The sequence below is a fragment of the Porphyrobacter sp. THAI-01a genome (genome assembly GCF_056868655.1).
Genome location: NZ_CP180579.1, coordinates 2,525,555 through 2,538,157, shown reverse-complemented (window position 1 = coordinate 2,538,157; position 12,603 = coordinate 2,525,555). Strand labels below are relative to the sequence as shown.

The window sequence follows — 12,603 nt, the reverse complement described above, 5'->3', positions numbered from 1 at the left end:
GGGCTTTTTCATGGGCGCTGTAACCCCGCGACGCGCCCGCGCGAACCGGCGGGGATGAGAGCGGACGAGACCACTCTGGCGCGGTTGATGGCGCTCAGCCAGCAAGGCGACCGCCAGGCCTATGCGGCGCTGCTTGAGGCCTGCCGGCGGTGGCTGCGGGGCTATTACAGCCGCCGCATCGCGCCCGCGCAGCTCGACGATCTGGTGCAGGAGACCCTGATCGCGCTCCACGCCAAGCGCGCCTCGTGGGATGCCGCGCGGCCCTTCCTGCCATGGCTCGCCGCGATTGCCCGCTATCGCTGGGTCGATCACCTGCGCCGCCTCTACCGCGCCGACGAGCATGCGCTTCACGAGGAGCTTATCGGCACCGACGATGAGCCCGCCATCGCCGCGCGCATCAGCCTCGACCGGCTGCTCGGCCTCCTCCCCCCGGCGCAGGAACGCGCCATTGCCCTCGTCAAGATCGAGGGGCTGAGCATTGCCGAGGCCTCGGCAATGACGGGCCAGAGCGAGAGCCTGGTCAAGGTCAACATCCACCGCGGGCTGAAGAAGCTCGCCGCCATGATCGAGAAAGAATGACGATGCACAAGAGTTCCGATGCCCTGATCGCCCAGCTGGTGAGCGAGCTCGAAGCGGTGCGCCCGCTGCGCTTCGGCGAGGGGCTGGCGCTGGCGCTCGCCGCGGCGGGGGTGACGGTGGTGGCCGTGGTCGGGCTGTTCGGGCTGCGCGCGGAGTGGCTGGCGGGGCATCTCGATCCGATGCATCTGGTTTCCACCGGCCTGTTCCTCGGCCTTGCCCTCGCCGCGACCGTGGCGGTGATGGTCATGAGCCGCCCGCAGGTGGGCAGCGATCACGGCGGCTGGCGCTGGGCCGCGGCGATGGCCGGGCTGCTCCCGCTTGCGGGGGTGATCGTGGCGATGGGGCGGGGCGCCGGGACGATGTCGCCCGAGCTCATGCGCCACGGGGCGGAGTGCCTTGCGGGCGGCACCGTCTCCTCGCTGCTGGTGTTCGCGCTGCTGGTGCTGTGGCTGCGCCGCGGCGCGCCGACCTCGGCGGAACGCGCGGGGCTGGTGGCCGGGGTGGCGGCGGGCGCCTTCGGGATCTTCGCCGCCTCGCTCCACTGTCCCGACAACGATATCGTCCACATCGGGCTGTGGCACAGCGCGGTGGTGGTGGCGACGGGCCTGCTGGGCCGCGTGATCGTCCCGCGCCTGATCCGCTGGTGATCAGCCGGTGAGCCGCCCGCGCGGCATCGCGGGTGCCGCCGGACGCGGGCCCTTGCGGCTGCGCCAGAAGCTCACCACCGCGAGGCTCCCGAGCAGCGCCAGCCCCAGCCCCGCGAGCGTCATCACGATCCTGAGCGGCAGGGCTAGCGCGCTCCCCGCCATCCGCGCGGAGTGCAGCGGGTAGAGCGCGTGCTGCGCGCGCACCGCGAGCGGCGCGGCGGGCGCATCGCGCGCCATCAGCACCGTTCCCTCGCCCGCAAGCGTCAGCGTGGTGCGCCCGTTGGGATGCCATTCGGACGGTCGGCGCATCCGGACCGTCACCGCCTCGCCCGGCGTCTTGGGCCAGACGATCATGCGCGCCTGCGCATCGGGGAAACGGGTGCGCGCAGCGGCGAGGATCGCCGGCCAATCGGGCTGTGCCGCCGAGGGCGCCGCGGGCGGCTTTGCCTGCCACGCGGACACGTCGTGCGCGGGCGAGAGCGGTGCGAGCACCGCCTCGCCGAGCGGCTTCAGCACCATCAGCGCGCCGGTCAGCCCCGCGAGCAGGATCGGCAGCGCCAGCACCGCGCCGATATCGCGGTGGTGGAGGATGATCGCCGGGCGGGTGAAGCGCGGCGGCAGTGCCCGCAGCCGGAAGGTGCGCCGCGTCGGCCACCACAGGATCAGCCCCGTCACGCAGAACAGCGTCGCCGCGATGCCGAGCCAGCCGGAGATCAACTCGCCCGTCTCGCTCATCAGCAGGTGGTGGTGGAGATCGAACAGCAAGGTCTCGGGCCGCTCCCACACGCTCTGCCAGCGGGCGAGCAGCGTGCCGTCATGCGCGAGATAGGCCCCGCCGCCGCCCGGCAATCCCGCCTGTGCGGCGCCGAACTCGGCCGAGGGCAGGGTCACGTAGCCCGCCCCGAGCCGATCGGCCGCAGCGATGATCGCCAGCGTCTCGGCCTCGCCCGGCGCCCGCGCTTCCTGTGCTACGCCCGCCCACCACGGCTTCCACAGCAGCGCCGCACCGGTCAGCCCGAGCACCGCCAGCCCGAGGCCGACAAGGCCCCCCAGCCAGCGGTGAACCAGCAGGAGCGCGCCCCGCATCAGAAGGCGCCGAGCCAGCCGAGCGTGATCGACCGCCCGCGCCCGGCGAAGAAGCGCAGGTTGTCGGCGGGCCGCTGGGTGTCGGAATTGTAGTCGATGTACTGCTTGTCGAGCAGGTTCTGCGCAGCGAGGGTGACGTTGCCGAAGCCGGTCGCCACGGTCACCGACCCGTCGAGCAGGGTAAAGCCGCCGAAGTCGTTGCGCGGATCGCCGCCGTCGAACCGGCGGGAGAAGTGCGTGCGCGATTGCAGGCGCAGGCTGACCGGCCCGTTGGTGTAGTCGGCCGACAGGTTGAGGCGGTCGGGGCCGATATTGGCCCCGTCGAGATCGGCGTTCACGATCCCGTCGCCATTGGTGTCCACGCGCCCGTTGAGGTGCGCATAGCCCAGCCCCAGGCGCAGGCCGGGGACGGGGGTGGCGGTGGTGAGGTTCAGCTCAAGCCCCTCGATCTCGATGCGCTGGCGCTGCACCTCGAACACGTCGCCGACCAGCACCAGCAGCTGACCCTCGTCGCTGTCCGACCAGTACCAGGTGGCGCTCGCCGCGATGGGGCCGCGATTGACCTCGACCCCGATCTCGCGGTTGTCGGCGACGACGGGGGCGATGTCGAGGAAGCGGTCGAGATCGACATTGGGCGTGCGGATCGCGCGGGTGATGCGGCCCACGTCGGGGACGGTGTAGCCCTGCGCGTAGCTGGCATAGGCGCGGATGCCGGGGGTCGGCTCGATCACGATGCCGCCGTTGGGCAGCACGCGGTCGAAGCTGGGCGAGCCGCCGCCGACCTGCTGCGGCCCGTAGAACCACAGGGTGCGGTAATCGTCGATGGAGATGTCGACATTCTCCCAGCGCACCCCGCCCGCGAGGCGCACCTTCCCGTCCCACAGCGCGAGGTTGCCCTGCGCGAAGGGCGCGATCGAGCGGTAGTCGGTCGGCGGCACCCATGCGCGGTCGGTCGCCGCGAGTTTCTGCACCGTGTGGTCGTTGAGCAGGTCGACGCCGACCACGAGGTTGAGCGGGCCCAGCCCGCGCTCCCAGCTGGCGTTGACGCCCCACTTGCGGCTGATGTTCTGCGACTGGTCGAACAGCGTGCCGACGGGCGCGATGGCCGGGTCCTGGAAATCGGCGAAGACGCCGCCGCCGTAGATGTCGGCGGTGCGGTTCCAGAAACCGCGCACGCGCAGGGCGCCGCCCGCGAGGTCGTCGGCGGTGAGGGTGAGGGCGAGGCTTTCGGCGAGGTTCTCCGGCGCCTCGCCGGGGACGGTGCCGGGCGCGCCGGTCGAGGGCAGGCCGGTCGCGCGGTTGCCGGGAACCGCGATCAGATCGCCGTCACCCTGCAGGCGGAAACGCTGGCCCATCGCCTCGAGCCGCACGGTCTCGCCCAGTTCGACGCCGGCCTTGGCGAAGAAGGAGAGGCTGTCCGAATCCATCAGGTCGCCCTGCGTGCCGTCGGGCGCGATGCGGCGCTCGCGGGCGTCGCGGAACACGCCGCGCCGCTCGTAGGCGACACCGGCGACGACATCGAAGGCGCCCGAGCGGTTGGCGACGAGCGCGCCGGCCTTGCCGCCGAAGCCGTCGCTGCGGAAACCGCTCTCGGCGGTGCCCTGGAGGATGGTGCGCGCGCTCCAGCCGTCTTCGGCAGGGGCGGAGACGGTCACCTGGTTGATCACGCCGCCGGTGCCGCCGATGCCCTGGAGGGCGTTGGAGCCGAGGATCAGCTCCACCCGGTCGATGAAGAAGGGATCGATGGTGAAGCCGTCGCGCGATCCGTCACGCAGGGGGGCGGTCTGGGGAATGCCGTCGATCGCGAACAGCGGCGAGCGTCCGCGCAGTGTCTCGCCCTGTCCGGTGAGCTTCTGGCGGGCGGGGGAGAAGGAGGGGGTGAGCGCGGCGACGGCATCGACCACCGAACCGGATATCTGGAGCTGCCGTTCGAGCGTTTCGCGGTCGATCACCTCGGCGGAAAGCGGCAAGGCGCTGACAGGCAGGGCGGTGCGCGCGGCGCTGACGACGATCGGCTCGGCGCTCTCGCTCTCGGCGGCGAGGGTCTCGGCGCTCTCCTCGGCGGCCCGGGCGGAGGTGGCGAGGGGGAGCAGGGCGGCGGAGAGGAGGAGGGCAAGGCGCATCGGTAATCCGTTTCTGATAATCATTTGCGAGTCTCCTCTAAGAATGATTATCAATAACGCAAGCGGATTTCTGCGACTTTTGCGAGATAGGCGGGATCGTGAAAAACACCGGCCCCCGCGCCGTCTGCGGCGCTGGTCACGGGCGGCGGCAGCTAGGCCGTTTCGCGCAGCACCAGTTCGGGGGGCAGGACGAGGCTCTCGGTGGTTTCGCCCGCCAGCCGGCGCAGCAGCAGGTCGACAAGGCCCCGCGCCCCCGCCGCGATGTCCTGCCGCACGGTGGTGAGCGGCGGCACCGTCTGGCGGGCGATCGGCAGGTCGTCGAAACCGACCAGCCTCACATCGTCCGGAACGCGCAGCCCCTGTGCGCGCAGTTCGGTGAGGCAAAGCGCGGCGAGGGTGTCGGTGGCCGCGAAGATCCCGTCGATCTCCCGCCCGTGGGCGGCAATGTGGCGCGCGATCTCCTCGCCCGCGCGGTCGGGGGAGAGGTGGGTGGGCAGCGGCAGCACCGGCGCGACACCCATGCGAACGGCCACGTCCTGCGCCCCGGCAAAGCGCGCGGCGAATTCCATCGGCCCGGTGTCGCCGAGAAAGGCGATGCGCTTCGCTCCGCCCGCGATCAGCCGCTCCACCGCGAGCCGCCCGCCGAGCCGGTTGTCGGTGCCCACCACGCAGTGCCGCTGGCCCTCCTGGTGGTTCCCCCAGACGACCATCGGGGTGTAGCCCTCGGCCACCTCCTCGATCCGCTCGAACTGGTCGGACTGGCCGATCACGATCACCCCGTCGATCATTCCCGATCCGATGAAGCGGTCCAGCCAGTCCTCGTCGCTGTCCGGCACCACCCGGCGCAGCATCAGGTCGTAGCCTTCACGGGTGAGCTCGTCCGCCAGGAAGCCGAGCAGGGTCATGAAGAAGCTGTCGGAGATCTGCTGGCGGATGTCGTGGCCGAGCGGGATGGCGACGCCGATCACCCCGGTCTTCTGGCGCCGGAGGCCGCTCGCCATCTGGTTCGGGCGGAAGCCGTGTTCGCGGGCGAGCGCGACGATCTTCTCGCGGGTCCGGGCGTTGACGAGACTCTTGCCGGCAAGGGCGCGGCTCACGGTGCCGGGCGAGACCCCGGCAAGCCGCGCGAGATCGGTGATGGTGCGCACCGTGGTGCGCGCGGCCTTGTGGTCGCTTTCGGCCATAGAACTCCCTAGCCGGCGGCGAGCCCCTGTTCCCGGGGTCTGCGATGGCCGGCATCCACCAGCAACGTAGCGAGCGCGCCCGCCAGCATCAAGCCGCCGCCCAGAATGAGCACATGGCGCGGATCGCCGCCGAGCAGGGGGCGGTAGATCAGCGGCATGGTCAGCGTCTGGATCAGCATGGGAATGACGATGAACATGTTGAAGATGCCCATGTAGATGCCATTGCGCGCCGGGGGGATGCAGTCGGCGAGCATGACATAGGTGTTGCCCATCATCCCCGCCCAGCCGATCCCGATGCCGAGCATCAGCACGAACAGGCCCGCCGGCGTCGCGGCGCCCGGGATCATCAGCATCGCCGTGCCCGAGGCGGCAAGGCAGGCGGCATGGGTGGCGCGCGCGCCGAAGCGCCTGACGATCGGGATCAGCGCCAGCGCGCCGAGGAAGGCGACGAAATTGTAGAGCGCGCCGGCCTGCTGGGCGGTGAGGGTCGCCTCGCGGAAGGCGCCGCTCGCCGGATCGCTGGTGCCGTAGATCGAGCGGCCCACGGCAAACGTGATGTACTGCCAATAGGCGAACATCGCATACCACTGGCACAGCATCGCGCCCGCCAGCTGCTTCATCGGGCGCGGCATCTCGCGGATCGCCGAACCGATCTCGGCGAAGGTGGCGCGCGCGGTCAGCGGCCGCGATTCGAGCTCGGCCTGCTCTGCGGCGTCGAGGGGCAGTTCGGGCACGCGCCACACCGACCACACGATGGTCGAGATCGAGAGGATCGCCCCGATGATGAAGGCGATGCGCACGATCACCGGAATGCCGTTGGCGTCGAGCACGTCTTTCGCGACGAACGCCGTGAGCAGCGAGGGCGCGAGGTAGGACAGGGTCTGGGCAAGGCCGGTGAAGGCGCTCTGGGTCAGGAAGCCGACCGATCGCTGGCCCGGCGCGAGCCGGTCGGCGACATAGGCGCGGTAGGGCTCCATCGTGATGTTGTTGCCGGCATCGAGGATCCACAGCAGGCTTGCCGCCATCCACAGGGTGCTCGAATAGGGCATGGCGAAAAGCGAGAGGGTGCAGATGATCGCGCCGACGAGGAAATAGGGCGTCCGGCGGCCGAGGCGGGTGTTGGTGCGGTCGCTCATGGCGCCCACGATCGGCTGGACGATCAGGCCCGTCATCGGCCCTGCCAGCCACAGCAGCGGCATCGACGCCTCGTCCGCGCCGAGAAAGCCGTAGATCGGCCCCATGTTGGCCTGCTGCAGCCCGAAAGAGAACTGGAGGCCGAAGAAGCCGATGTTCATCTCGATGATTCTGAGCAGCGAAAGCCGCGGCTTTTCCGACATTTGGCGCCTCATCCCAGCTGTATGTCACGCGCACTATAGCCTGCGCTGTGGCTTGGAGGTGACATGAATCGGCGACAATTGCAAACGATTGCAAGATTCCTGTTGCAATCGTTTGCAGGATGATTAGGCAAGGCTCGTCAAGCGTCCCCAGAGGCGCGAACCCGAGAGGAGAGACACCATGAAATTGCGTTACGCGCTCTGCGCCGGTGCCGCCGCGTCGGCCCTCCTTGCCAGCCCCGCCTTCGCGCAGGACAACGCCGATGCACCGGCCGCCGAGGGTGAGGAAATCATCGTCACCGCCGTCGCCCGCGGCCAGAACCGCATCGAAAGCTCGGTCTCGGTCAGCACCATCGGCGCCGAGACCATCGCCAATCTCGCCGCGCCCTCCTCGGCCGACCTCATCCGCCAGATCCCGGGCATCCGCTCGGAAGCCTCGGGCGGCGAGGGCAACGCCAACATCGCGGTGCGCGGCATCCCCGTCTCGACCGGCGGCGCGCGCTACATCCAGCTCCAGGAAGACGGCCTGCCGATCCTCGAGTTCGGCGACATCATCTTCGGCAATGCCGACAACTTCCTGCGCGCCGACCGCTCGGTCGCCCGCGTCGAGGCGGTGCGCGGCGGTTCGGCCTCGACCTTCGCCTCGAACGCACCGGGCGCGGTGATCAACTTCATCTCCAAGACCGGCAAGCAGGAAGGCGGCGCGATCCAGGCCAGCGTCGGTCTCGATTTCGAGAGCTACCGGCTCGATTTCGACTACGGCGCCCCGCTCGCGGAAGACCTCTACTTCCACGTCGGCGGCTTCTACCGCACCGGCGAGGGCCCGCGCGATATCGGCTACAACGGCTATGATGGCGGCCAGATCAAGGCCAACATCACCAAGGAATTCGACGGCGGCTACATCCGCTTCCACGCCAAGTATCTCGACGACCGCACCCCCACGATTCTGCCCCAGCCGGTGCGGGTGACGGGGACGGGCGGCAACCCGGACTATCAGGCGATCCCCGGCTTCGATCCGCGCCGCGACAGCCTCTACAGCCCCTTCCTCGGCCGGGCGGTGACGCTCGACGGCAACAACAACCCGGCGAGCTACGACTTCCGCGACGGCCTCTCGGTCAAGAGCCTCGCCTTCGGGATCGAGAGCGAGATCGACGTGGGCAGCGGCTGGACGCTGACCAACCGCTTCCGCTTCGCTGACAATTCGGGCGGCTTCCTCTCGCCCTTCCCGGCAGGCGCGGGCGCGGCGCAGGCGGTGGCCAATTCGGTCGGCGGCGCGGGGTCGAGCATCATCTTTGCCAGCGGGCCGAATGCAGGGCAGCTCGCCAATGCCGCCACCATCGGCGGCAATGGCCTGCTCACCAATGTCGTCAACTTCAACGTCCGGCTCAACAGCCTCGACAACGTCACCAATGATTTCCGCGTCAACAAGGCGTTCGACATCGGCGGCGGCACGGCGAACTTCACCACCGGCTTCTACCTCTCGCGCCAGACGGTCGACACCGACTGGCTGTGGACCAGCCACCTCCAGACGGTGCAGGGCGACGGGCAGGCGGTGCTGGTCGACGTGCGCAATGCGGGCGGCCAGCTCGTCACCCAGAACGGCACGGTCGGCTTCGGCGCGAGCTTCTTCGGCAATTGCTGCCGCCGCTCCTACGATGTCGACTATTCGACCTACGCGCCCTTCGCCTCGCTCTCGCTGGAGCTGGACCGCCTGACGATCGACGCTTCGATCCGCTACGATTTCGGCGATGCCAGCGGCACCATCACCGGCGCGGACAGCGGCTTCGGTGTCGGCGTCGGCAGCTTCGACTTCGACCGCAACGGCACGATCAGCCCGGCCGAGGCGCAGACCAGCGTCCTGCCGCTCGGCAATGCGCGGCCGGTGAACTACGACTTCGACTATCTCAGCTTCTCGCTGGGGGCGAACTACCTCGTCACTGACGATCTGGGCGTCTTCGCGCGCTACAGCCGGGGCGGCCGCCACACCGCCGACCGCTCGCTGTTCTCGCCCGCCGTCAGCGCCGTCGACGGCAGCCTTCCGGGAGGCGATGCGGGGGTGATCGCCCGGGTCGACCAGCTCGAGGCGGGGCTCAAGTACCAGTCGGGCGGGCTCGCGCTCTATGCCACCGGCTTCTATGCCGAGACCTCGGAAACCAATGTCGACATCGCCCCGCTGGTGCTGTTCGACACCACCTTCGAGGCCTACGGGATCGAGCTTGAAGGCTCCTACCGCAGCGGGCCCTTCAGCCTGACGGCGGGCGCGACCTGGACCGATGCCGAGATCAAGGACGCACTCAACGCGGCCACCATCGGCAACACCCCCCGGCGGCAGGCCGACCTCGTCTACCAGGCGACCGCGCAATACGACGCCGACCTGTTCACCGTGGGCGCCAACATCGTCGGCACCACGGAGAGCTTCACGCAGGACAACAACGATCTTGTCCTGCCCGCCTTCGCGCAGGTCAACGCCTTCGTGGCGGTGCGGCCGATCGACCGCATCGAGATCGGGCTCAACGCCACCAACCTCTTCAACGCCACCGGCTTCACCGAGGCGGAAGAGGGCTCGATCCCGGCAAACGGCCTCGTGCGCGCGCGCTCGATCGCCGGGCGCACGGTGCTCGCCTCGGTCCGGTTCGACTTCTGACAGCCGGACCGGGCGCATGACGGCTGGCCGCCACCTCCTCCCCCGGCGGCCAGCTGTCTTTCTTTTCGAGATCTGACGTGATGGGATTCTTGCCGCGATGACGAGTGCCTGGACAGCCGAGCACGTGGGACGCATCGGACCGGCCGCACCGGCGGAGGCGCTGATCCCGGCGGTGGGCGCGGCGGAACGCTCGGCGCTGCATGCGGGGCGGCTCTACTGGGACATGTGGCCGGTGCAGGATGCCTCGGGCGCGCGCGTCCTGATCGGTGGCCGCGAGCAGTGGATGGCGCTCACCGCGCCCGACCGCGGCGATCCGGCGCTCCGCCATTTCGAGGCGAAGATCCACTGGATCGAGCGGGCGGACGGCGCCTGGCACGACCGCGGCCCGGTGCTTCCCGACAGGGGCGATGTGCCCTACGAGCGCGAATGGGCAGGCTCGGCCCTGCTCGACGACGGCGTGCTGACCCTGTTCTTCACCGCCGCCGGAAGCGCCGCGCGCTCCGGGGGTTACCGGCAGGAATTGTGGGCCGCTTCGGCGCGCCTCGGGCCGGACGGCTGGCCGCAGGACTGGTCGGCCCCCGCGCCGCTGGTGACGGGCTACGGCCCGCACTACATGGCCGCCGACGCCCACGAGGGCGAGCCCGGGCGGATCAAGGCCTTCCGCGACCCCGCCTTCTTCCGCGATCCTGCCGACGGCAGCGAATACATTGCCTTCACGGCCTCGCTCGCCGGTTCGGCCAGCGCCTTCAACGGCGCCTTCGGCCTCGCCCGCAAGGGCGCCTCGGGGTGGGAGCTGATCCCCCCGTGCCTCCATGCCGAGGGCGTCAACAACGAGCTCGAACGCGCCCATCTGGTGTTTTACCAGGGTAACTACTACGCCTTCTGGTCGACGCAGAGCGCGACCTTCGCCGAAGGTCTGCGCCACGCGCCGGGAGGGCTTTACGGGATGGTGGCGGACAGCATGGCCGGGCCGTGGCGACCGCTCAACGGCAGCGGGCTGGTGCTCGCCAACCCGTCGCACGCGCCGCAGCAGACCTACAGCTGGTATGTCGATGCGAGCCTCACCGTGTGCAGCTTCGTCGATGTGCTGCCGGGTGGCGGCTTCGGCGGCGTGCCCGCGCCGCTCCTGCGCCTCGCGCTCGACGGCGAGCGCGCGAGCCTTGCGCTGGAGAGCGCCGCCTGATGCTGGGCGCGATCGAGGCAGGGGGCACCAAGTTCGTGCTCGCGGCGGGGCCTTCGCCGGAGCGCATCCTTGCCCGCCATACCATCCCCACCGGCGACCCGGCGACGACCCTCGCCGAGGCTGCCTCGTGGTTCGCCGCGCAGGGCCCGGTGAGCGCGGTCGGGATCGGCAGTTTCGGGCCGGTGGAGCTTGACCGCGCCTCGCCGAAGTGGGGCTTCATCACCAACACCCCCAAGCCCGGCTGGGCCGATTGCGATGTGGCGGGCCATCTCGCGCGGGCGCTTGGCGGCGTGCCGGTGGGCTTCGATACCGATGTCAACGCGGCTGCCATCGCCGAACACGCCGCGAGCGGTCGGGATGCGAGTGGGAGCCTCGCATATCTCACCATCGGCACCGGCATCGGCGGCGGACTGGTGCTGGACGGACGGCCGGTCCACGGCATCGCCCATCCCGAGATCGGCCACCTCTACCCGCGCCGCCATCCCGAGGATCGTGATTTCGCCGGCATCTGCCCGCATCACGGCGACTGCCTCGAAGGCCTCGCCTGCGGCCCCGCGATCATCGCGCGCTGGGGCGCCTCGCTCTCCGAGCTGCCCTTGGACCACCCGGGCCATGCGATCATCGCGGACTACATCGGGCAGGCCTGCCACACCCTTTTCGCCAGCGTTGCGGTGGAGGAGGTGGTGATCGGCGGCGGGGTGGCGAACACGCCTGACCTCGTCGAACGCGTCGCGACCCGCGCCCGGGCGCTCGATGCGGGCTACCTGCCGGGCGGCGCGCGCCAGAAGGTGATCCGCCCGCGGCTTGGCGGGGATTCGGGCATCGTCGGCGCGATGATGCTGGCCAAGGCCGCCGCCTCAGGGGCTTGAAGCGCGCCCTCTCCCCGACCTAGGAAGGGGCAGAGAGAGGGAGGGTTGCCGATGTTCCGACTGCTTGCCGCGCTGCTCGCGCTGCTGGGCCTTGCCGCGCCGCTGGCGGCGAAAGACGAGGGGCGCCTGATCGAATACGAGCGCGTCCCCGCCGCAGACCTCCCCGACCAGCGCCTGACGATCTGGCTGCCCCCCCGCTACGACGCGGGCGAGCGGCGCTATCCGGTGCTCTACATGCACGACGGGCACAACCTGTTCGACATCGAGAAATCGAATTTCAAGAAGATCTGGGCCGCCGACAAGGCGATGCTGGCGGCAGTGGCGAGCGGCAAGGTCGAGCCGCACATCATCGTCGGCATCTGGGCGCCGGGCGCGGACCGCTATCGCCAATACCTTCCGAAGAGCGCCTATGACGCGGCGGGCGGGACCTTGCGTGCGCAGATGGACGCGGCCACCGGGGGCAAGATCGTCTCGGATCGCTATCTCGACTGGATCGCCGGGCCGCTCAAGTCATGGGTCGACGCAAGCTTCCGCACCCGTCCGGGTCGCGACGACACCGCGATCGTGGGCTCCTCGATGGGCGGGCTGATGAGCTGCTATGCCTTTCTCGAAAAGCCGCAGGTGTTCGGGCGGGCGGGGTGCGTCTCCTCGCACTGGCCCGCAGTCGATCCACGCGCCGTCGACGCCAATGAACTCAAGGCGCTGTGGGACGGCTGGTTCGCAGCGCGGCTCGGCCAGCCCGACGGGCGGCGGGTGTGGCTGGACCACGGCACGGCGACGCTCGATGCCTTCTATGCGCCCTACCAGCAGGTCGTGGACGCGCGGTTCGCGGCGCAAGGCTGGGAGAAGGGCCGCGACTGGGAGAGCAAGGTCTACGAAGGCGCCGAGCACGAGGAGAACGCCTGGGCGGCGCGTCTGCCCGAGATTTTCGGGTGGCTGCTGGCGAAATAGAAC

General features: G+C 69.9%; 10 protein-coding genes. 6 read left to right on the top strand and 4 right to left on the bottom strand.

The window, feature by feature from the left end; genetic code table 11:
• The first annotated feature begins 54 nt into the window (after window positions 1-54).
• Complete coding sequence (locus ACMX37_RS12125; RefSeq protein WP_483146169.1) at window positions 55-579, top strand: sigma-70 family RNA polymerase sigma factor; 525 nt, start codon at window positions 55-57, stop codon at window positions 577-579.
• A gap of 2 nt (window positions 580-581) precedes the next feature.
• A complete protein-coding gene (locus ACMX37_RS12120) occupies window positions 582-1,226 on the top strand; it encodes an NrsF family protein (protein WP_483146168.1) in 645 nt (214 codons plus the stop codon).
• On the opposite strand, the gene ACMX37_RS12115 is transcribed toward ACMX37_RS12120, so the two are convergent.
• The 4 genes from ACMX37_RS12115 to ACMX37_RS12100 form a co-directional block, all read right to left on the bottom strand.
• The gene (locus ACMX37_RS12115; protein WP_483146167.1) at window positions 1,227-2,312 is read right to left on the bottom strand and encodes a PepSY-associated TM helix domain-containing protein; all 1,086 of its coding nucleotides are present in this window, start codon (window positions 2,310-2,312) and stop codon (window positions 1,227-1,229) included. It lies immediately after the preceding gene.
• Window positions 2,312-4,435, bottom strand: a complete 2,124-nt coding sequence (locus tag ACMX37_RS12110) for a TonB-dependent receptor (RefSeq protein WP_483146166.1) — start codon at window positions 4,433-4,435, stop codon at window positions 2,312-2,314. The genes ACMX37_RS12115 and ACMX37_RS12110 overlap by 1 nt, the downstream gene beginning before the upstream one ends.
• A 152-nt stretch (window positions 4,436-4,587) precedes the next feature.
• On the bottom strand, window positions 4,588-5,619 hold the full coding sequence (locus ACMX37_RS12105) for a LacI family DNA-binding transcriptional regulator (protein WP_483146165.1): 1,032 nt from the start codon (window positions 5,617-5,619) through the stop codon (window positions 4,588-4,590).
• An 8-nt stretch (window positions 5,620-5,627) separates the two neighbouring features.
• Entirely contained in the window at window positions 5,628-6,956 is a 1,329-nt protein-coding gene (locus tag ACMX37_RS12100; RefSeq protein WP_483146164.1) for an MFS transporter, read from the bottom strand.
• Between the two features lie 178 nt (window positions 6,957-7,134).
• On the opposite strand from ACMX37_RS12100, the gene ACMX37_RS12095 reads away from it, so the two are divergent.
• The 4 genes from ACMX37_RS12095 to ACMX37_RS12080 all read left to right on the top strand — a co-directional run bounded on the left by ACMX37_RS12095 (window position 7,135) and on the right by ACMX37_RS12080 (window position 12,600).
• A complete protein-coding gene (locus ACMX37_RS12095) occupies window positions 7,135-9,597 on the top strand; it encodes a TonB-dependent receptor domain-containing protein (RefSeq protein WP_483146163.1) in 2,463 nt (820 codons plus the stop codon).
• A 97-nt stretch (window positions 9,598-9,694) separates the two neighbouring features.
• The gene (locus ACMX37_RS12090) at window positions 9,695-10,780 is read left to right on the top strand and encodes a glycoside hydrolase family 68 protein (RefSeq protein ID WP_483146162.1); all 1,086 of its coding nucleotides are present in this window, start codon (window positions 9,695-9,697) and stop codon (window positions 10,778-10,780) included.
• A complete protein-coding gene (locus ACMX37_RS12085; protein ID WP_483146161.1) occupies window positions 10,780-11,649 on the top strand; it encodes an ROK family protein in 870 nt (289 codons plus the stop codon). The genes ACMX37_RS12090 and ACMX37_RS12085 overlap by 1 nt, the downstream gene beginning before the upstream one ends.
• A gap of 51 nt (window positions 11,650-11,700) precedes the next feature.
• Window positions 11,701-12,600, top strand: a complete 900-nt coding sequence (locus tag ACMX37_RS12080) for an alpha/beta hydrolase (RefSeq protein ID WP_483146160.1) — start codon at window positions 11,701-11,703, stop codon at window positions 12,598-12,600.
• The last annotated feature ends 3 nt before the right edge of the window (window positions 12,601-12,603 follow it).

What these genes read in the sequence shown, in the direction of transcription:
- ACMX37_RS12090 (WP_483146162.1), top strand. Translation starts at nt 9,695, where the DNA reads ATGACGAGTGCCTGGACAGCCGAGCACGTGGGACGCATCGGACCGGCC.
- ACMX37_RS12095 (WP_483146163.1), top strand. Translation starts at nt 7,135, where the DNA reads ATGAAATTGCGTTACGCGCTCTGCGCCGGTGCCGCCGCGTCGGCCCTC.
- ACMX37_RS12085 (WP_483146161.1), top strand. Translation starts at nt 10,780, where the DNA reads ATGCTGGGCGCGATCGAGGCAGGGGGCACCAAGTTCGTGCTCGCGGCG.
- ACMX37_RS12120 (WP_483146168.1), top strand. Translation starts at nt 582, where the DNA reads ATGCACAAGAGTTCCGATGCCCTGATCGCCCAGCTGGTGAGCGAGCTC.
- ACMX37_RS12080 (WP_483146160.1), top strand. Translation starts at nt 11,701, where the DNA reads ATGTTCCGACTGCTTGCCGCGCTGCTCGCGCTGCTGGGCCTTGCCGCG.
- ACMX37_RS12100 (WP_483146164.1), bottom strand. Translation starts at nt 6,956, where the DNA reads ATGTCGGAAAAGCCGCGGCTTTCGCTGCTCAGAATCATCGAGATGAAC.
- ACMX37_RS12105 (WP_483146165.1), bottom strand. Translation starts at nt 5,619, where the DNA reads ATGGCCGAAAGCGACCACAAGGCCGCGCGCACCACGGTGCGCACCATC.
- ACMX37_RS12110 (WP_483146166.1), bottom strand. Translation starts at nt 4,435, where the DNA reads ATGCGCCTTGCCCTCCTCCTCTCCGCCGCCCTGCTCCCCCTCGCCACC.
- ACMX37_RS12125 (WP_483146169.1), top strand. Translation starts at nt 55, where the DNA reads ATGAGAGCGGACGAGACCACTCTGGCGCGGTTGATGGCGCTCAGCCAG.
- ACMX37_RS12115 (WP_483146167.1), bottom strand. Translation starts at nt 2,312, where the DNA reads ATGCGGGGCGCGCTCCTGCTGGTTCACCGCTGGCTGGGGGGCCTTGTC.